The organism is Kitasatospora sp. NPDC022856, assembly GCF_055561235.1.
In genome coordinates this window covers 19801-40711 of the sequence record NZ_JBVHHE010000032.1, presented here as the reverse complement: position 1 = coordinate 40711, position 20911 = coordinate 19801, and the positions used below count along the sequence as shown (strand labels likewise).

Below are 20911 nucleotides of genomic sequence, written 5' to 3'. Positions count from 1 at the left end.
GGTGGGGACTCACGCCCCACGCGCCGAAAGGAGAAAGCCATGCGTGCCGCGCTGTTCGTCACCTGCGTCAACGACGCCCTGTACCCGTCCACCGCCATCGCGACCGTCAAGCTGCTCGAGCGCCTCGGGGTCGGGGTGACGTTCCCGTCCGCGCAGACCTGCTGCGGCCAGCCACAGTTCAACACCGGCTACCGCACCGCCACCGAGCCCCTGCTCAAACGCATGATCGACGCCTTCGACGACGCCGAGCACGTCGTCACCCCCTCCGGCTCCTGCGCCGCGATGGTCCGCGACAACTACCCACGCATCGCCGCCAAGGCATCCGCCGAAGGACGCGGCAGCGGCCTGGAGGCGGGCGCGCGCTCCCTGGCAGCACGTACCTACGAGCTGACCGAGTTCCTCACCGACGTCCTCGGCGTGGTCGACGTCGGCGCCCACTTCCCCCGCACCGTCACCTACCACCCCTCCTGCCACGGACTGCGCACGCTGGGCCTCGGGGAACGACCGCGCCGGCTCCTCGAACAGGTGAAGGAGCTGAGGCTCGCCGAGCTGCCCGGGGCCGAGGAGTGCTGCGGCTTCGGCGGCACCTTCGCCGTGAAGAACGCCGACGTCTCGACCGCGATGGGACAGGACAAGATCACCAACGCGTTGTCCACCGGCGCCGACTTCCTGTGCGGCGCGGACAACTCCTGCCTCATGCACCTGGACGGAATGCTGCGCCGCCAGGAGGCACCCCTGCGCCCGATCCACCTCGCGGAGATCCTCGCCAGCACCGTCGACGACCCCTGGAGCCCCCGATGAGCGGCGAGACCTATCTGGGCATGCCGTCCTTTCCCGAAGCCGCGAAGCACTCCACCCGCGACGAGCGCCTGCGACGCAACCTGCGCCACGCCACGCACACCATCCGCGAGAAGCGGGCCGCCGCCGTGAACGAACTGGAGGACTGGCCACAGCTGCGGGAGGCCGGCAAACGCATCAAGGACCACACCCTGTACCACCTGGACACCTACCTGCTGCAACTGGAGGAGAAGGTCACCGCGACAGGTGGCACCGTGCACTGGGCCGCCGACGCCGAGGAGGCGAACCGCATCGTCGCGGACCTCGTCGAGGCGACCGGCGAGAGCGAGGTGGTCAAGGTCAAGTCGATGGCCACCCAGGAGATCGGCCTCAACGAAGCCCTGTCCGCCCGCGGGATCCGCGCCTACGAGACCGACCTCGCCGAACTCATCGTCCAGCTCGCCGACGACCGGCCCTCCCACATCCTGGTGCCGGCGATCCACCGCAACCGCGGCGAGATCCGCGACATCTTCACCGAGAAGATGACGCGCTGGGGCCGCCCCGCCCCCGAGGGTCTCTCCGACAACCCGGCCGAGCTCGCGGAGGCCGCCCGGCTGCACCTGCGGGAGAAGTTCCTGCGGGCGAAAGTCGCCGTCTCCGGCGCCAACTTCATGATCGCCGAGACCGGCACCCTGGTCGTCGTCGAATCCGAGGGCAACGGCCGCATGTGCCTGACCCTCCCCGAGACACTGATCTCCGTCGTCGGCATCGAGAAGGTCCTCCCACGCTGGCAGGACCTGGAGGTGTTCCTCCAACTTCTGCCGCGATCCTCCACCGCCGAACGCATGAACCCCTACACCTCCATGTGGACGGGCACCACCGACGGAGACGGCCCCCGCGCCTTCCACCTGGTACTGCTCGACAACGGCCGCACCGCCACCCTCGCCGACGACATCGGCCGCCAGGCCCTGCGCTGCATCCGCTGCTCCGCCTGTCTGAACGTGTGCCCCGTCTACGAACGGGCCGGGGGACACGCCTACGGCTCCGTCTACCCCGGACCCATCGGCGCCATCCTCAGCCCCCAACTTCGCGGCGTCACCAGCGACATCGACGCCTCCCTCCCCTTCGCCTCCACCCTGTGCGGCGCCTGCTACGAGGTGTGCCCGGTCGCCATCGACATCCCCGAGGTCCTGGTACACCTGCGCGAGCGGGTCGTCGAACAGGCCGGCGGACACACCGCCGAACGAGCGACGGTCAAGGCCGCCACCTGGCTGCTCGACCACCCGGCGGCCCTGACCGCCGCCCTGCGCCTCGCCTCCGGCACCCGCAAGGCACACCCCCGACGCCCGGGCGGCCCCGCCCGGGCGTGGACGGACACCCGCGACCTCCCCCCCGTCCCCGCCGAACCGTTCCGCACCTGGTGGAAGAGGAACCGCGCATGAACACCCGCGACACGATCCTGGCCCGCATCCGCGCCGCCGTCGCCGACGCACCCGAACCGGCCCCGCTCACCCGCGCCTACGCCGTCAGCCACACCGGCGACGACCCGGACACGATCGTCGACCTCCTCGCGGAGAACCTCACCGAGTACCGGGCGATCGTGCACCGGTGCCCCACCACCGACCTTCCCCAGATCCTCGCCGACCTCCTCGAACGACGCGGAACACGCACCGCCCTGACCGCCACCGGACTCCCCCAGGCATGGCTGTCCCGCGTTCCCCCGACCATCCTGGGCGACAGCGACACCCCCGGACGGACACCGGCACTCCTGGAGCGGATCGACACCGTGATCACCGGATGCGCACTCGCCATCGCCGAAACCGGCACCATCGTCCTGGACGGCGGCCCCGGACAGGGCCACCGGACCCTCACCCTCATCCCCGACCACCACATCTGCGTCATCAACACCCACCAGATCGTCGCCTCCCTCCCCCAGGCCCTGCCCCTACTGACCCCGACCCGGCCGCTCACCTGGATCTCCGGCCCCTCCGCCACCAGCGACATCGAACTCCACCGCGTCGAAGGAGTCCACGGCCCCCGCACGCTGGAGGTGGTCATCACCGGCCAAGCCGGATAGCCGCGTCGTGGTGCCCCAACCCCGGCCCCCAGAGCCGAACGCGTCGGCCCTCCCGGCGTTCGGCCTCCTCACCGGCCCGAGGCGACACACGTAGCGACGTCCGTCCGGAGCAACAACTCGCAGGGCCGAGGCGGGCCAGAACGCGCCGGTTCGTACCGCGCGACCATACCTTCCACCACCTCCAGCCGTTCGCCGCACACACCCACGATCAGCAGGTCCAGGAAATCGGACCCGCCAAGGACATCATCGTCCGGGCCCGCGGCCGGACACCCGGGTCCCCTGGTGCCGCGCCCCCGGCCGGCTTCACCCCCGACGACGAACAGGTCGCTGCCGCCGCCGGCATCGCGAACGTCCAACGCGAACCACGCCCCGGCGGCGTCGTACTGACGCACGGCGGCGGCGACCGGTCCGAGCCCTCCCGGCACCCGTCAACCCGGGCGTCCTGTCGCACCGTCAACCACCAGCCGGAATCGCGACGACGATCAGCGACGACAGGACCGGGTCAACCGCGGGAAGGACTGCGGCGACGGGGCGGGCGGTGGTCGGATTGCGGCCTTCGGCACTGCCCGGGTGCGGCGACGCTTCGGGTGGACCGGAGTCTTCCCGGCGCCGTCCTGCGGCACCGGCAGGACCACGGACACCCCTGGGACCGAGTGCCCGGGGCGGTCATGACATGCGGTCAGGGCTCGTCCGTTCCGACTGGCTCCCTGTTCAGCGGCGTACCGTTCAGGCCTGTCGGAACCCCTGCACCTCGGGCTGGCCCCCCACCGGGGACACCCGCTCGTCCGGTGTGGGGAGCCCCCGAGGCCACAAGGAAGAACCCGACCCTTCCACCCTCTTGACGCTGGTGTTGTAGCAGGAGTGATATATACCCATCGCGTTCGAGCATGTTCAGTTCTGGTTGATTTCGTCAAGTGCCCAGGCTGTCAACCGGTCCGAGGTGTGCTTTCGCGCTCCCGCTGGCACCCGGTCACCGTTCGCGGAAGCCCGCGCCGTAGAGACCGACCGCGCCAGGGCAGGACCACGGTCGGCAGGTCACTCCACCGGACCTGTTGGCATCCGTGCGGCCGTACCCATGACTGTCCATCGGGCCGTCCCGGGTCACCTGACGACGGGCTTGACCCAACGCCAGACGGAACCACCGGGTACCCCTCCTGAACAGCCTCGGCCGGTCATCCCCCGCCGGTCAGGGCCCACAGCCCTCCCGCCCACCGACCAGCCCCACCAGTCATCCCCATCGACCCGCCGCTCCGTGGCCCGTACGGCACGCGGGCGTCCCCGTCGTCGCGCTCACACCCCCACCCTCGGAGATCCGCATGCAGGACTTCTTCATGCCGTGGACCCGCCGGACGCCTGCGGCGCCCACCCCGGTCAGGTCCCTCCCGCCCGCCAACAGACGGCAGCGGAGAACGCGGCGCACTGTCGCGGCGACCGTGGTGCTGTCCGCCACCTCGTTCGCCCTGCCCGCCCTGCCGGCGGACGCCGCCGTGCCGGGCAGCTGGACCTCGGTCCAGCCAGGCGCCTCGGCGTCCGGCTGCGCCGGAGTGCGCGCCACCGTGGCCCTGGACACCAACGGAACCCCCACGCTCGGCGCGACCTGGAACTGCAAGCAGGCCCTGATTCCCGCACCGATCGGGCTGGTCACCAGCCAGGTCGACTTCAGCACCGGCCTGGTGTTCGTCAGCCGCACCGACACCCCCGTCACCGACACCTACACCACCACGGTCGGAAAGTCCCTGCACCGGACACGCTCGGCCACCGAGACCAGACTCGTGTTCGGCAAGGGCACCGCGCGGATCACCGTCCTCGTACGCACCTCCCCCGACGGCGTGGCGGTGCGCTACGAACTGCCGTCGGCCGCGACGGTCCTGCACGAGACCACGTCGTTCGAACTCCCGCCCGACGCCCAACTCACCCACGAGCTCGGCACGTACAACAGCGCCCACGAGAACGAGATCGGCACGTCCCCGGTATCGGCCGTACCGACCGGCGAGTACGGGATGGACATGTTCGCCCAGCTCACCAACGGCACCCGGGTGTTGCTCGCGGAGTCCGGTGTGAACGGCGGCTACTCGGGCGGCCGGTTCACCCACACCTCGGGCACCGGGCGGTTCACGGTCGCGCTGGCCGACCCCCAGGTCGTCACCGACTCCGCCATCACGACGCCGTGGCGTGTCGCCGAGATAGGCAGCACCGCGACGGTCGTCGAGTCGACCCTGGGTGACGACGTGGCGCCGCCGTCACAGGTCGCCGACACCTCGTGGATCAAGCCGGGCATCTCCGCGTGGGCGTGGTTCGGCGAAGGCAGGCCGGGCCAGGCAAACCTGGACAAGCTCAAGACATGGGTCGACTACGCCTCCTCGCAGGGCTGGCCCTACATGATGGTCGACGACGGATGGAAGGACAATCCCTCGATCATTCCCGAGCTCATCGCCTACGGCCGCGACCGCGGCGTGAAGATCATGCTGTGGTTCAACTCGAAGGACCTGGAGACGCAGGCCCAACGTGACGCCGAGTTCACCAAGATCACCGGCTGGGGCGTCGCGGGCGTGAAGTTGGACTTCATCGGCGCCGAGACACAGGTGAGGCAGCAGTGGTACGACGCCGCCCTGGCAGACACCGCCCGCTACCACCTCATGGTCGACTTCCACGGCTCCCGACTGCCGGTCGGTGTGCACCGGACCTGGCCGCAGGTCATGACCAGCGAGGCCGTCAAGGGCGAGGAATACGGCCGAGGATACGGCTCCCGGACCGTCGAGACCGTGGCGGCACTGCCGTTCACCCGTGGCGCGGTCGGCCCGACCGACTACTCACCCATGGGATTCCAGCAGAGGAACCCGGACAGCGACGCCGCGGAGCTCGCCCTCGGCGTCCTGCTGGACAGCGGCATCACGCTGCCAGGCGGCTGGATCGCCGAGAACCAGGCGCGTCCCGAGGCGCAGCGCTGGCTGCGAAATCTACCGACGGTGTGGGACGAGACGAGGTATGTCTCCGGTGATCCGGCCATCGGCGCGGTCATCGCCCGGCGCAGCGGTGCGCGGTGGTACGTCGGGGCGCTCAACCGCGGCGACGCGAGGACGATCGGCTACCCGACGTCGTTCCTCGGCGGTGGCACCTGGCTCGCCGAGATCACCAATGACGACGGCGCCGGTGGGCTCGTCCGCACCAGTCAGGTCATCCAGGCCGGGCAGGCGTTGAGCATCCCGGCCGTCGCGAACGGCGGTCACGCCGTCAAGCTGACCCGTGTCGCCACCACGCCTGCCGGCTCCCACCGGCTGTCGATCGCCGGCAGCGGCGACGTCCTCGGCGTGAGCGGTGCCAGCACCGTCAACGATGCCCCGATCGTGCGCCAGCCGGGCCAGGGCTCCCCGAGTCAGAGCTTCGAGTTCAGGTCACTGGGCGACGGCTACACGCGGATCGTCAACCAGAACAGCGGGAAGGACGTGGTCGTGCTCGGCGCATCCCGCAAGGCCGGCGGAAAGATCATCCAGTACACCTACGCCCCCGGCACCAACACCAACGACGAGTGGCTCCTGGAGGACGCCGGCAACGGCAAGGTCCGCATCGCCAACCGCTTCAGCAACCTCTACCTCACCGCCGCAACCGCGACCGGCGACCAGTTCGAGCAACGCCCCTACGACCCCAGCGGCATCCGCCAGACCTTCACCATCTCCTGACCCTCCAGACCGACCGGCGAGCAGGTAGGGGGTGGGCGGACAACGAACAAGCCGCCCCCACCTCGGCCACCATCACGCCGCACCTTCGTCGCGTCGGCAAACGGCATGTCCCAGGGTGGGAGAACCGTCGCCTCCGGGGCGGAACGTCCGGCTTCCGAGAATGGCCGCGCCTCCCGGCATAGCCGCTCCTCGCGGCGACAACCCGGCGCACAAGCCGACGACATTGGAGTCGATCATGGCCAAACCTTCCCTCTCCTTCAGAAGGGTGGCGGCTGCGGCAGTGGCCGCATTGCTGGTGCAGGCGTCCTTGTCCTTCACCGCACCTCCCGCCGTTGCCGCCGCCGCCGTGTACTTCGTGGCGCCGAGCGGCAGTGACTCGGCGGCGGGGACAGCTCAGGCGCCGCTGCGGACGATCCAGCACTGCGCCGACCTCGCGATGCCCGGCGATACGTGCCGTATCGCTTCCGGCGTGTACCGCGAGACCGTCACCCCTCCCCGCTCCGGCACGAGCACGGCGAAGATCAGGTTCGAGGCCGCACCCGGTGCCCAGGTGACCGTGGACGGCACGGACACGGTGTCCGGGTGGACACTCGATTCCGGCAGTATCTACAAGGCATCCGTCACTCTGGCCGGGACGGCGAGCCAGCTGTACAGCAGCACGATCGATCCGGCCAATACCGACCTGTGGGCGAACCAGGTGTTCACGGGAGGCGCGGCGATTCCGGAGGCGGCCTATCCCGCCGCGTCCGGCCCCGGGGTGTGGGATCAGGGGTACATCTCGTCGGGGTGGTCCCAGAGTCTGACCAGCGGCGGCACGTGCACGCTGGCCCCGTGCACGTCCTACGGCACCGGGACGCTGACCTACCCGGGGTTCCCCGCCCTCGGCGACCTGGCGGGCGCCACGGTCCAGCTCGCGGGTTTCTGGGTCACGTCGACCGGGACCGTCTCCTCCGGCGACCTCGACGGCACGAACAAGACGCTGCGGCTGTCGGTCCGCAACACCGACAAGCCGGTCATGATCGGCGGAGGATCGACCAAGTTCCGCCTCGTCGGCAAGAAGGAGTTTCTGAAGGCGCCCAACCAGTGGTTCTACGACCCGAGCAGCCGGCAGCTGTTCATGTGGGCCGCGAACGGACAGGCGCCGAGCGGCGTCACGGCCAAGAAGCGCAACTACGGCTTCGACCTCGCCGGGCGTTCCTCCATCGCGGTCAAGGGCATCAAGCTCTTCGGCACGACGATCCGCACCGACGACTCCAGCTCCGACATCACGCTGACCGGGCTGGACGCCAGGTACGTGTCCGAATGGCAATCGACCCAGTACCACGCAGACCTCCCCTACGCCGGTGTGTACGAAGGCAACCACCGCGCGGACAGCGGAATCCAGCTGCACGGCACGAACAACGCGCTGACCGACAGCCGCATCCAGTTCTCCGGCGGAGCCGGCGTGTCGCTCAAGGGCTCCGGCCACGTGGTGCGCGACAACCTCATCACGGATGTCGCCTACAACGGCTCGTACGCGGCCGCGGTCACCGTCGAGGTCGGCGCCCAGGCCGCGATCGTCCAGAACACGTTGCGCTCCACCGGCCGCGACGTCATCAACATGAGCACCAACGCCTTCCCCAACTCCGGGTACGACCTGCGTATCGCCTACAACGACATGTCCGACTACGCCAAGGTCAGCCACGACCTCGGAGCCGTGTACTCCTGCTGCGACACGTCGCTGCGCGGACGGATCGACCACAACACGATCCACGATCCGCAGCACATCGGGAACGGGCTGCACTTCGACAACGGCACCATCGACGTCAACGTCGACCACAACGTCATCTGGGGTCTCGGAACCACCACAACGGGCGCCTCCGGAGTGTCGCAGGGCGGCTGGCATTCCGGGGCTAATCTGCCCTATCTCACGGGGACGTACACAAACAATACGATCATCAGCTCTGGGAAGGGGACCATCGGGAACTACTTCGCCACGGCCGCGCAGGTGGCGAACACCACCGTCCACAACAACATCCTCGACGGCACCAAGCCCGCGAACCAGACGTACAACTACATCCCGGGCGGGACACCCGACGAGTCGCACAACCTCGCGACGACGTACAGCCTGAACCCGGCCGTGAACACACCGAACCCCGGATACACCGCCTTCGGATCGAAGGACTTCACCCTGGCCCCGGGATCGGTGGCGATCGACGCCGGCACCCCCGTCCCGGGCATCACCGACGGCTACGCGGGCAGCGCACCCGATGAAGGCGCGTACGAGTCGGGTCAGGCCCAGTGGCTGACCGGATGCACCTTCACCCCCGACTGCGGCAGCGCCTCGCAGTCCAAGGTCACGATCGTCGCGCGGCACAGCGGCAAGGACGTCGGGGTCGACGGAACCGCCGCCCAGGCCACACAGCGGACCGACGACGAGAGCACCTCCCAGCAGTGGTCGCTCATCCCGCAAACCGGGGGCACCGTCCAGATCAGGAACCTCGCCACCGGGCAGTGCCTCGCCGTCTCGGGTGCGCAAACAGCCGATCTGGCGCCCGTGGTTCAGTGGACATGCTTCACCCAGCCGCACTTCCTCTGGACCGTCCGTACTGACCAGAACGGGTACCAGGAGCTCGTTGCCGCGCATTCGGGCAAGTGCCTCAGCGTGAACGGCGGCAGCACCGCGAACGGAGCCGTCCTCAACCAGTACACCTGTGGCAGCAGCGCCAGTACGCGCTTCACCGTCCAGCCGATCCGGTAGGACGACCCGCAGGTAGCACGATCAGTGAGGCGTTCCGTCAGCGCTACGGAACGCCTCACCGCAGGAACCGAAAGCCGCCCTGGCAGACCTGCTCGGCCCCGGGGTGCTCGCGCAGCCGCCCGGGCGAGGCGGTCGGGCAGACGTCGATCCGTTCGCCGGTCTCGGCATCGACGACCACGGTGGCGTAGGCCGCAGTTGAGGGCGGAGTCGTCGATACCGCGCACGCGTGCGACATGCGGCAGCGGTGCCGCCCTGTATAGGAGCATGCGCAGGGCGGCCGAGCTGGAGATCGCGCGGGCCAGGGCGCGGGATGGGCGGGCGGCCGCCCGCCCCCGCCAACTCCTCGACCACCAAGCCCAGTTGGTCCGTCAACCGCGATGACGGACCAGAGCCGGACGCTGACAGTCCCAACGGCTGACGCGCCCCGTATGGACGACTGGGGCGTCGGCCAGGCGGAGGCGGGTCCCCGAGGGTGCCGACCGCGCCCTCGTGGCCGGGTGTGGGTCCTCGGCCGGTCGGCCGCCGGTCAGATGGCGCCGAGTGCCTGACTGATGGCGTCGGCGGCTTCCACCACCTGGCGGACGAGGGAGTGCCTGGTGGCGGCGGACGGTGTGTCCGGGTCCTCCCGCAGCAGGGAGGCGGGGCCCCAGAGCGAGATCGCGGCGGCCACGGCGCCGTGCGCGTCGAGGACGGGTGCAGCGATCGAGGCCCGTCCCAGGGCCCGCTCCTGGATCTCGGTGGCGTAGCCGTTTCTCCGGACGGTGTCGATCTCCGCGTCGAGGTCGGCGTGCGAGGTGAGGGTGTACTCGGTCTGCGCGTCGAGGGTCGAACCGAGCAGTTCCCGCCGTTCGGCCGCCGAGGTCTGGGACAGCAGGCACTTGCCGATCGCGGTGGCGTGCAGCGGTACCGTCTGGCCGGCCTGGGTGTAGGCCTTGGGGGCTCGGGGTCCCTCGAAGTTGCAGAGGAACATCAGCGCGCTGCCGCGGCGCACGCCCACGTTGGCGCCCAGGCCCGTGTTCGCCGCCAACTCCTGGAGCACCATGCGCGAGGCGCGGTGCACCGGGTGCCGGTTGACGGCGACCGCGGCCAGGGGCAGGGTCCCGAGCCCGAGCCGGTAGAGGCCGCTCGCCGGGTCGCGTTCGACCAGGTCGAGCTGTTCGAGCGTCGCCAGCAGGCGCGAGGTGGTGGAGGGTCCGAGCCCGGTGCTCGCGGAGACGTCCGACACGCGGCGGTCGGGGTTTCCCTCGCCGAGCGCCCGCAGTACCGCGACGGCGCGTTCCACACTCTGGTTGGTGCCCTGTTCCGGCGGCATGACTGAAGCCCCGTCTCTGCATCTTGGTTGCACTGGATGGAACAGACTAGCGAGATTGAGCTGTCGAGGACAGACTCAATCCGTCCGGTCGGCGGTGACGACAGACCCTGAGGTGAGGCAGCGCCCCTGGCTGTAGGCGCGCAGGGACACGATCCGGGCCTCGTCCGCCCCGTTGGTGGCCTGCACCGTGACCCGCAGGGCGTCGACCGTGTGCGGGGCGAAGTCGTGCACCCGGTGACGGCGGCGGTTGCCCTCGACGTCGACCAGGGTCTGCCAGCTTCCCTCCGAGAGCGACTCCACCCGGTAGTCCCGTACCAGCTCGGGCATGATCTCGAACGGAGTGCGGTGCCGGTGCAGGTTGTTGAGGGTTTCGTCCACGTCGTCGTCGAAGACCAGCTGTACGCGGCCGAGCGTGACCGGTGTGTTCCAGTCCAGGCGCAGCCATTCGCCCTGTGCGGTGTTCTGGGTCTGCCACATCTGCGGTCCGCCGTAGGGGCGCTGGTAGCCGCCGACGGCTTTGGCGGGGGCGTAGGCGAGGGTCTCGGCACCGAGGCGGAAGCAGAGGCATTTGCGGCGCAGGCCTCGGGCCGGCCAGTCGGCGACCGGCTGGCCGCCGTCCTCGGCGATGTCGTGGTCGACGCCGGGTTCGCCGGCCTGTTTGCGGGCGAGGACCAGGACGCCGGTGCGGCGGGTGTGCGCGAGGTGGAGGGCGGCCCGGTCGTTGGCGCGGACGATCACCACGGCGTTGCAAGGGGTGGCCGGGTCCCACTGGAGACCGGTGTCGATCCAGTGCTGCTTGCCGCGGGGGACGGTCACGGTCCGGGCCTGGAGGAGGTTGGCGGGGACGGCGTTCTCGGGGCGGCCGGTGTCCCACAGTTCGATGTGGAGGTCGGTGGCCGTGTCGGCGTCGGCGAGGAGTTCGAGGCCGTCGAGTCGTGGGTCCACGGGCAGGACGAGCGCGAGGTCCCGGTCGAGGGGGATGCGCTCGGTCGCCACGTCGGGGGAGGGTTCCACGGCCAGCCGGGTCAGGGTGCTGGAGGCGCTGACGCGTGCCGAGCGGGCCAGGTCGTGCGGGTCGTCGTTGCGCACGCCGATCACGGAGGCGTCCTGGCGCAGGAGGGTCTGCTGGAGTTCGCGCCGGCCGGCGAGCCGGCGGGGGGTGAGGTCGTCGCGCACGCACAGGGCGGCGCCGGTGCCGGCGGCTTCGCCGAGGGTGGCGCAGGTGGCCATGACCCGGGTGGAGCCGAAGGCGATGTGGGTGGCGGAGATGTTGCGTCCGGCGAAGAGCAGGTTCGCGACGTTGCGGGAGTAGAGGCTGCGGAAGGGGATGTGGTAGATCCCGTCCGAGTAGTGCTGGATGGCGCCCGGGCTCTTGGCGTACATGCCTTCGGCCGGGTGGAGGTCGACGGACCAGCCGCCGAAGGCGACCCGGTCCTCGAAGGGCTCCTGCGCCATGATCTGGCTTTGGGTGAGGACGTGGTCGCCGAGGAAGCGGCGGTACTCGCGTTTTCCGGGAACGGCTCCCACCCATTCCAGGGTGAGGTTCTGCGCGTCGAACTTCCCGGAGTTCTTGATGTGGTGCCAGATGCCGTGGATGGCGGCCCAGAGTTCGTCGCGGATTCGCTCGTTGTCGTGGACGGTGTCGAGTTCGCCGCCCCATTCGATCCACCAGTAGTCGCAGCCGTTGTCGCCGGTTCGGATCAGCCGGTGCTCGGGGATGGAGGTGGTGAGGATGTCCTTCGCGTACGACGGGGGGACGAACTTGACCGGGCGGCCGGCGTCCTTGGTGTAGAAGAGGATCGTCGAGCCGAGGAGCGCGCGGTCCGGCTCGGCGGGGGCCCACTGCTCGCCGTACTCGGCCTGCGACTCCCGGCCGATGCGGTGGTCGGCGCCGGCCAGCGCGCCGACCAGGCCGTCGCCCGTGCAGTCCAGGAACATCCGGGACCGGAAGGTGGTGAGCAGTTCGGAGCCCATCGTCCAGCCGGTGACCGAGGTGATGCGGCGCTCGTGGGGCGGGCCGTCCGCGGCCGCCTCGCGCACGTCGGTGTTGAGGAACAGCCGGATGTTGTCCTCCGCGAGGACGGCGTCCAGGACCACCTGGTCCCAGTAGTAGGGGTTGCCCTCCGGGTTGCGGAACTGGTTCTCGGTGTAGAGCTCCCCCATGATGCCGCTCTCGCGTGCCCAGCGGTGCGTGCCGTGCGCGGTCGCACCGCACACCCAGACCCGCACCTCGCTGCTGGAGTTCCCGCCGAGGACGGGACGGTTGTGGATCAGGGTGACGGTGCGGCCCAGGCGGGCCGCGGCTATCGCGGCGCATACACCGGCCAGGCCCCCGCCCACGACCGTGATGTCGCTCCGGACGGTGTCGCTGCGCATGGCTGTCCTTACGTTGTCGCTGGGTCCCCGCTGGTGGGAGCCGGGGCCCAAGGGTGCGGGTATGGGGTTCGGTTCGACGGCTCGTGCGGGGCGGGGGCTTGGCTGCCCGGCCCCGCGACGACCTGATCGTTCAGCTCTTGATGAGGGTGCGAACCTGGTCCCCGGCTTTCTGCATGGCGTCCTTGGGGCTGGCCTGGCCGACGAGGACGGCCTGGACCTGCTGGGCGACGGCGTCGATGATCTGGGCGTTCTTGGCGTAGGCCCAGAACGGCCCGGGGGTGGCGGTGCTGGTGATCTTCTCGGTCCACGCGCTGGTGAAGGCGTCCGAGGTGACCTTGGGGTCCGCGAGGCCGGCCTTGGTCGTCGGCGGGAGCCCGAGCTTGGCGAAGTAGTCGGTGACGGTGCCCTGGTCCGAGGAGGTGTGCAGGGCGAACTGCGCCGCCGCGTCGGAGCCGGTGCCCTGGGCGACGACGAGCACGTGGCCCCAGAGGAGGGCCTGCGGGGTGTCGCCCGCCGTGAGGACCGGGCGGGAGAAGGGCGCCATGGCGGCGGTGAGGGCGTCCTTGTCCTGGGCGGTGGCCAGGGTGGCGGCCTTGCCGACGATGGCGTCGTCGTAGAAGCCGACGGTGCCGCGGCCGAAGAGCGCGCGGGCGTCGGCCCGGCCGACGTCCGGCGCGATCAGCTTGGCGTCGTAGAGCTTCTTGTACCAGGTGACGGCGTCGATGGACGCGTCGTCGCCGATCGACACCGTGCCGTTGTCCTTGACGACCGGGCAGCCGAAGGTCTTCATCCAGGGGAAGAGGTCCTGCATCTGGGCGACCTTGGTGGAGGCCGCGTAGGGTGTCACGCCGGGCAGTTCCTTGAGCGCGCGCAGCGCGTCCTCGAACGCCGCGATCGTGGTCGGTTCCTGTCTTGTCCCGGCCTTGTCGAGCAGGGCCCGGTTGCCTATCAGGCCGATGGCGCCGGTGGTCCACGGCAGGCCGTACTGGGTGCCCTGGTACTGGCCGCTCTTCAGGCCGGCCTCGGTGTAGCCGCCGCGGGAGGCGAGGGAGGTGAGGTCGATCAGCCTGCCGGTCTGGGCGACGGCGGCGAGCCAGGCGATGTCGAGCTGGACGGCGCCGGTGACCTGGCCGCCGTTGAGCTTCAGGGTGAGCTGCTGCAGGTACTCGTTGTAGGGGATCGCGGTGGTGGTGATCTTCGACTGGTTGCTGTTCTCCCAGTTGGTGACGATCTGCTGGATCTGGGCCTTGCTGGTCGCCTCGTTGAGGGACCAGGAGGTGAAGCCGAAGTCCTTCGACTGCTTGTCACCGCCGGTCGAGCTGCTGCCCGAGGGAGCGCAGGCGGCCAGGCCGGCGGCCGCGAGGGTTCCGAAGCCGAACAGTTTGAGGGCGTCGCGGCGCTTCATCGAGGGCGAGGGCATGGGAGTGCTCCTGTTTCGCGTGGGGTGAGGACGGGCGGGGTGGGGAGGGGTGGTCAGCTTTTGACGGCGCCGGCGGTGAGGCCGCCGACGAGGAAGCGCTGGAGGAAGACGAAGGCGGCGACGACGGGCAGCGAGACGACCAGGGAGGCGGCCATCAGCGCCGGCCAGGCGGTCTGGAACTCGCCGGTGTAGGTGTTCACCAGCCCGGGCGGCAGCGTCATGGTGGCGTTGTCGGAGAGGGTGAGCGCGAAGATCAGATCGTTCCAGCCGCGGACGAAGGCGAAGAGCCCGGCGGCGATCATGCCCGGCGCGGCGAGCGGGGCCACCACGGTGTGCAGGGTTCGCCAGTGGGAAGCGCCGTCGATGGAGGCCGCCTCCAGGAGCGCGTCGGGGATGGTGTCGAAGATGCCCTTGAGCATCCAGACGCACAACGGCATCGTGAACGTCGTGAAGGAGAGGATCAGCGCCGTGTAGCTGCCCAGCAGGCCGAACTGGCGGAACACCGCGTAGAGCGTGATCAGCAGCAGGGCCTGCGGGAACATCTGCGAGGCCAGGACGAGGTTCATCAGCGAGGTCCGGCCGCGGTAGCGGAACTTGGAGAACGAGTAGCCCATGTAGGTCGACACGACGACGCTGAACACCGCGGTGAGGCCGGCGACGATGACGCTGTTGACCATGTAGTGGAGGAGCTGGCTGTTGTCGGCCAGGGCACGGAAGTTCTCGAAGGTGATGTGCTCCGGTACGAACGAGGGCGGGAACCGGAAGACCTGGTCGGCGGGGCTGAGGGCGGTCGCCAGCATCCAGTAGAGCGGCAGCATCCCGAAGAGTCCGATCACCGCCACCGCCGCCCACGCCGCGACGGAGGAGCGGACGCGGTCCGGGCGCCGGCGCGCCCGCACCCGGGGTGCTCCACGGCGCTCGGCAGGCGCCGACCGGGCGGTGTCGGTGACCGGCGCAGCGGCCGATGGTGTCGTCATGATCAGTTGGCCTCTCTCTGGGAGACCCGCAGGTAGACCGCGACCAGCCCCAGGAGCAGGAGCATCCACAACCCGCCGAGTGCGGTGGCGTGCCCGAGGTCGAAGCCCCGGAAGGCGTCGTCGTAGACCGCGACGGCGAAGGTCCGGGTGGCGTTCGCGGGTCCACCGCCGGTGAGGACGTAGATGGTGTCGAAATGCTGGAAGTTCCAGATGAACTCCAGCAGGAGGGTGATCGCCGCGATCGGCCTGATGCCCGGCCAGGTGACGGCGAAGAAGCGGCGGATCGCGCCGGCGCCGTCGACGGAGGCCGCCTCGTGCAGCTCGGGCGGCAGGGTCTGCAGGCCGGCCAGCAGCATCACCATGATCCAGGGGAAGCTCGCCCAGGTCTTGGTGACGATCACCGCGATCATGGCCGTCGCCGGCTCACCGAGCCAGTTGACGGACTCGCCGATGAGGCCGGTCCTGATCAGGACTCCGTTGAGGACGCCGTAGTTGGCGTTGAAGATCCACATCCAGAGGAAGGACACCACGACACCCGGGATCACCCAGGGGAAGAGGAACAGTCCCCGTAGGAACCCGCCTCCTCTGATCCCCGAATTGAGAGCGAGGGCGAGAACGAGACCGATCACGAAAGGCGCCAGCGTGGCGCCGAGGGCGAACACCAACGTGTGCCGAAGGACCGCCCAGAACCCCTCACCCAGAATGTCCGCGTAGTTCCCCAGGCCCACGAAGCTGCGCCCGGGAAACCGCAGGTCCTGCTTGAAGAAACCGGTGACCAGCGAGGACACCAACGGATAGAGCACGATCGCGACGAACAGCGCGAGACCCGGCAGGGTCAGCAGAACGGCGAAGGTCCCGCGCGACAGCGTCCGCCGATACTCGTGAACACCGGCGGACCCGGCAGACATCATGGCTGGCTCCTCGAAGAAGGGTGATGAACCCGTGGCCGGACAGACCCGCAAGGACCGGAGCGGGCACCGGCGACCCACCTGTCCCCACCGGCGCCCGCTACGGAGTGACCCCACCTCCAGGTGGCGCCACCCACGTGCAACCTGTGAAGTCCAGTTGCACTATATGGAATCGTTTCGCGCTGATTACATGACTGTCAACCCCCGTGCAACCTGCAGGCGAAGTTTGGACGAAAGCATCACCGCCGGTTCGGCGCCACCGCGCGAGGGCGTCGCTACCGGCAGCCGGGGAGGTGGCGCAACGCGCGGGCCCATCCCCGCCGGCGGCCGGTCCGGCCCCGAGGGCAGACTCCTTCCCAGTAGGCCCCTACCACCCCGACCGCACAAGCCTCATTTGCATCACGACGCCGCTGGGCAGAGCCCGGGGCACCGTCCGATGCCCCGCGCCCCCCGGGATGACAACGGCACCGCCCGCGGCCGTCGGCGCGCGGCTCCGACCCGACGAGACGGGCAGGTACTGCCCGCCGGAGCGCCGGATGTCTACGCGGCTTGCGTGCACGAGGCGTCATACGACGGAGCCACGTCAGTACCAAGATTCGTGAAACTAATCTGCGCATATGTCTTGCGCTATGTGCATCTCCGGTCCAACGATGGCGCCACGCCGAATGCGGCGCCCACACAACAGCCGCCTCCCGGTGCCTCCACAGCGGCAACGAAGGAGATTTGAGATGTCCCTGCCATTCAGAGGTACGGCTCGCCGGCCGTTCCTCCCCGTCGTCGTTCTCGCGACGGTCTCCCTCGCGGTCCCCCTGGTGGCGACCCCCTCGACCGCGACCGCCACCGTCGTCACGCCCGCCGGCCCCGGGTACACCCTCGTCTTCGACGACGAGTTCAACGGAACCACCGTCGACACGACCAAGTGGAACTACCGCACCGACCGCAAGGCGAAGAGCGCTCAGCTGCCGGAGAACGTGACCGTCGGCGACGGGGCCATGACGATCAGCCTCAAGAAGCAGCAGGTGGACAACTACGCCTACACCGGCGGCGGACTCATCAGCAAGAGGGCCTTCCGCTACGGCTACTACGAGACGCGCGCCAAGTTCCCCGCCGCGGACGGCTGGCACAGCGCCTTCTGGGCCCAGGCCGGCGACGGCACCACCACCTTCCCCGCGAACCGACGCACGGAGATCGACCAGGCCGAGGTGAACTCAGGCTCGTCCACGCAGAACGACCAGGGCATCTGGGCCTGGGGCGCACCGCAGCAGAACATCAGCCGGTGGAGCCCCCCGTTCGGCTTCGACTCCGCGGCAGGCTGGCACACGTACGGTTTCGACTGGAGCGAGGACGCCGTCAGGTTCTACGTCGACGGCCAGCTGGTCAGGACCGCCCCCTACAGCCCCGACCAGGGCAACCACGACTACATCAACACCTGGCTGACCTCGATCGCCACCCAGACCGTCGACGAGAGCGCGCTGCCGGACAAGGCACAGTTCGACTACTTCCGGTACTACCAGAAGGACTACTACGTCGACAACGACACCCTGGCCAGCTACGGCTACGCGGAAAGCGGCAGCTGGTCCCAGAGCACCGACCGCGGCTACACCATCGAGAACACCTCCCGCGTCTCCACGACCGCAGGCTCCAGGGCCGCCTGGTGGCCCAGGCTCGGCGAGACCGCCCAGTACGACGTCTACGCCTACGTCCTCGGCACCGACAACGACCCGGCGGCCCGATACGACATCACGCACCAGGGCGTGACAACCACGAAGACCGTCGACACCCGGGTCGCACGCGGATGGGTCCCCCTCGGGCGCTACACCTTCGATCCCTCCGGCAGCGTGGTCAAGGTCACGGCCTCAGGCAACGGAAACACCCGCGCCGACGCCGTCAAGTTCCTGCGCGTCACCAACTGACGCCCCCGCACCGGGGTACCCGCCGGTCCCCCCGTGCGGCGGGCACCCCGGCCGGGTGATCACGCAGCAGGCCAGCTTGAGGGATGCCTCGTGGATGTCGTCGCGTACGTACCGGATCACTCGCGCGGCGCGTGGTGGTGTCTCAGGGGCTCAGCGCCTGGTCGTGGACCCAGACGGCCACCTGTGCACGGCGGGTGAGGCCCAGCTTGAGCAGGATCCGTTGCACGTGACCTTGCGCGGTCCGGGGCGAGATGACGAGCCGCGCAGCGATCTGCTTGTCCGACAGTCCCTCCCGCAGGAGGTCGGCGACCTGCTGCTCACGGGCGGTGAGGAGAGGGGGGACGGCCTTCTGTACGGGACCGGCGAGGACCCGGTCGTCCGGCAGGGCCAGGGCGAGGGACTGTCGGACGGTCGAGGCGGCGCCGGTTCGGAGGTGCGTCCTGAACGCGGCATCGCCCAGGGCCGTCCGCAGCAGTTTCTCGCAGGCCAGATGGTGGACGGCCGCCTGCCCTTCGCCGGGAAGCAGGGTGCCGGTCTGCCGCCACAGGCTCTGGGCGGCGCCCAGGTGTTTCGCCGCTTCTTCGCTGTGGCCCTGCCGTGCCCTCGCCCAGGCCATCATCTCCAGGCACCGGGCCACCAGGAACCGGTCGTGGCCGGGGAGTGCGCTGCGGAGGCACTCGCGCAGGATCGTGACGACACCCTCGGGGTCCTGCGCCAGCCAGTGCCGCAGGGCCAGGGCCCACAGGGCGTGCGGGCGAGCCCACTGCACGTCGTGGGTGTCGCACCTGTCCAGAGACTCCTGGGCGAGGACGGCGGCCCGGCGGTCGCCGGCGAAGCAGGTGGCAAGGACGAGGAAATGGAGGGTGGTCCACGATTCCCCGGCGTCACCGAGGGCCTCGTAACGGGCGAGCGCGTCCTCCAGGAGGTCGACGGCCCGCGCGAAGTCGTCCTGGAACAGCGCCACGAGCCCGGCCAGCCGGCCCGCCGCGGCGGCGGTACCGGGGTCGTCCATGGACCTGGCCAGGTCGCCGCACTCCGCGGCTCGAACCTCGCCGCCGGCCGTATCGCCGGTGAGAAGGGCCAGCCAGCCGTCCGTCCACAGGGCCTTGGCCCTGGCCGGGCCCGGCTCGGTTTCCAGGGCGAGCAGCCGCGCCAGGAAGCCCCGGTCCTCGTCCGGATCGCCGATGCCCAACCGGTGGCTGCGGACCGAGGTGATGATCTCCATGCCCATGCGTGCCTCCCCCGGCTCGTCGAGGCAGGACCGCAACGCGTCGCGGATGTTGGGGTGCTCGCGCTGCAGCCGGACCAACCACTCGGGCTGCTTCGCGGTGAACCATTCGGCTTCCGCACGCCGGACGAGCGCGTGGTAGTGGTCCCGGTGCCGCCGCACCAGCTCCCGGGACCGCCCGTGCTCCTTCAACCGCAGTTGCCCATACTGGCGCATGGTGCCCAGCAACCGGTAGGACACCTGGTGGTCGTGGTCCTCGCGGATGAGCACGGACTTGTCGACCAGCCCCGCCACCACGTCGAGAACGGCAGAGCGCGGCAGCGACTCGTCCGTGCACACCGCCTCGACGGCACTGAGATCGAAACCGGCGGAGAAGACCGACATCCGCGCCCAGAGCCGCTGTTCCTGATCGCTGCAGAGGTCGTAGCTCCAGTCGACGGCTGCCCGCAGGGTGCGAAGGCGCGGCGGAGCGGCCCGGTTCCCGCCCGTGAGCAGGGCGAAGCTGTCGTCCAGGCGGTCGAGGATCTGGTCACAGGCAAGGACCCGCAGGCGGGCGGCGGCCAGCTCGATCGCCAGGGGAACGCCCTCCAGGCGATGGCAGATCTCGGCAGCGGCCCGGACCTCGGCAGGCGAGGGATCGAAGCCACCGAGCACGGAGACGGCACGGTCGGTGAACAACCGCACCGCGTCGTTGCGCGCCGCCGGTCCGCTGGACGGAAGGGCAGGCCCGGGTGCGGCCAGCGCGGGGACCACGAGCAGTTGCTCGCCGTCCACGCCGAGCGCCTGTCGGCTGGTGACGATCACCCGCAGGTGGGGAGCGGCTTCGAGGAGAGTGCTGGTGAGAGCAGCGACGGCGTGCAGAAGGTGCTCGCAGTTGTCGAACACGATCAGCGCCCGGCGCTCTCGCAGGTACTCCGTCAGCGCTCCGACCGGCCGGTGATCGGGGGCGGACCGCAGGCCGAACACGGCCAGTGCGGCGTCGGTGATAGCCTCCCCTGCCTCGAAGGCCGCCAGGTCGATCAGCCAGGTGCCGGCCGAGAACGAGCGCCGGAGGGTGTGAGCCAGCTGCACTGCGAGACGGGACTTGCCGATGCCGGCGGGGCCGGTCATGGTCAGCAGTCTGCTCCTGGTGACCAGTTGCCGAGCGAGTGCGAGCTCCTGCCGCCGTCCGATGAAACTGGTCGTGTCTGCGGGAAGATTCCCGTGTCCCGTGCGCACTGCCGTCCTGCCGTTCTCTGGTTCTGGGAATTGTGGCCCTCGCATCCCACCTGCGTCGCCGGCCCGTGCCGGGCCGGCAGGACGCCGCTCCTGCGAGGAGCGGCGATCGTCCGCGAGTCACGCGCGTTCGACGTACGAGGGCGAGCCGGGAGGGGTCTCGGTCCCGCTCTGCCGGAACGCCCATGGAGGCCCTGGTTATTCGATTCGCGATGACGGGCATCGCCGAAGTGCGGCGAGGCGCTCTCCCGGTCGCGACGCCTTCCACGAGGGGCGACTGAGGGCAGGAGG

Annotated in this window: 13 protein-coding genes; 6 read left to right on the top strand and 7 right to left on the bottom strand. The window is 69.8% G+C overall.

Annotated features, from left to right (window positions below):
• Window positions 1-39: 39 nt before the first annotated feature.
• From ACZ34W_RS30410 to ACZ34W_RS30390, 5 genes are all read left to right on the top strand, one after another.
• Complete coding sequence (locus ACZ34W_RS30410; RefSeq protein ID WP_465608667.1) at window positions 40-801, top strand: (Fe-S)-binding protein; 762 nt, start codon at window positions 40-42, stop codon at window positions 799-801.
• Entirely contained in the window at window positions 798-2219 is a 1422-nt protein-coding gene (locus tag ACZ34W_RS30405; RefSeq protein ID WP_465608665.1) for a LutB/LldF family L-lactate oxidation iron-sulfur protein, read from the top strand. The genes ACZ34W_RS30410 and ACZ34W_RS30405 overlap by 4 nt, the downstream gene beginning before the upstream one ends.
• Window positions 2216-2854: a LutC/YkgG family protein gene (locus ACZ34W_RS30400; protein ID WP_465608663.1), complete on the top strand. Its 639-nt coding sequence runs from the start codon at window positions 2216-2218 to the stop codon at window positions 2852-2854. The genes ACZ34W_RS30405 and ACZ34W_RS30400 overlap by 4 nt, the downstream gene beginning before the upstream one ends.
• Window positions 2855-4170: 1316 nt before the next feature.
• The gene (locus ACZ34W_RS30395; RefSeq protein WP_465608661.1) at window positions 4171-6531 is read left to right on the top strand and encodes a glycoside hydrolase family 97 catalytic domain-containing protein; all 2361 of its coding nucleotides are present in this window, start codon (window positions 4171-4173) and stop codon (window positions 6529-6531) included.
• A 31-nt stretch (window positions 6532-6562) separates the two neighbouring features.
• Entirely contained in the window at window positions 6563-9271 is a 2709-nt protein-coding gene (locus ACZ34W_RS30390) for an RICIN domain-containing protein (RefSeq protein WP_465608659.1), read from the top strand.
• Between the two features lie 55 nt (window positions 9272-9326).
• Here the strand turns inward: ACZ34W_RS30390 and ACZ34W_RS30385 are convergent, their stop codons facing one another.
• From ACZ34W_RS30385 to ACZ34W_RS30360, 6 genes are all read right to left on the bottom strand, one after another.
• Entirely contained in the window at window positions 9327-9449 is a 123-nt protein-coding gene (locus ACZ34W_RS30385; RefSeq protein ID WP_465608657.1) for a hypothetical protein, read from the bottom strand.
• A gap of 348 nt (window positions 9450-9797) precedes the next feature.
• Window positions 9798-10583 (bottom strand): IclR family transcriptional regulator, encoded by a 786-nt coding sequence (locus tag ACZ34W_RS30380; protein ID WP_465608655.1) that lies wholly within the window; start codon window positions 10581-10583, stop codon window positions 9798-9800.
• 75 nt (window positions 10584-10658) lie between these two features.
• On the bottom strand, window positions 10659-12959 hold the full coding sequence (locus ACZ34W_RS30375) for an FAD-dependent oxidoreductase (protein ID WP_465608653.1): 2301 nt from the start codon (window positions 12957-12959) through the stop codon (window positions 10659-10661).
• Window positions 12960-13089: 130 nt separating this feature from the next.
• Window positions 13090-14379 carry a sugar ABC transporter substrate-binding protein gene (locus tag ACZ34W_RS30370; RefSeq protein WP_465608651.1) on the bottom strand — a complete coding sequence of 430 codons (1290 nt, stop codon included), beginning with the start codon at window positions 14377-14379 and terminating at the stop codon, window positions 13090-13092.
• Window positions 14380-14432: 53 nt separating this feature from the next.
• Window positions 14433-15356 (bottom strand): carbohydrate ABC transporter permease, encoded by a 924-nt coding sequence (locus ACZ34W_RS30365; protein ID WP_465608649.1) that lies wholly within the window; start codon window positions 15354-15356, stop codon window positions 14433-14435.
• Window positions 15357-15358: 2 nt separating this feature from the next.
• Window positions 15359-16267, bottom strand: coding sequence for a carbohydrate ABC transporter permease (locus ACZ34W_RS30360; protein ID WP_465608647.1), 909 nt, complete (start codon window positions 16265-16267; stop codon window positions 15359-15361).
• 725 nt (window positions 16268-16992) lie between these two features.
• Between ACZ34W_RS30360 and ACZ34W_RS30355 the strand changes: the two genes are divergently transcribed.
• On the top strand, window positions 16993-18177 hold the full coding sequence (locus ACZ34W_RS30355; protein ID WP_465608645.1) for a family 16 glycosylhydrolase: 1185 nt from the start codon (window positions 16993-16995) through the stop codon (window positions 18175-18177).
• Window positions 18178-18319: 142 nt separating this feature from the next.
• Here ACZ34W_RS30355 and ACZ34W_RS30350 read toward each other — a convergent pair whose 3' ends face one another.
• Window positions 18320-20668, bottom strand: coding sequence for an ATP-binding protein (locus tag ACZ34W_RS30350; RefSeq protein ID WP_465608643.1), 2349 nt, complete (start codon window positions 20666-20668; stop codon window positions 18320-18322).
• Between the last annotated feature and the right edge of the window lie 243 nt (window positions 20669-20911).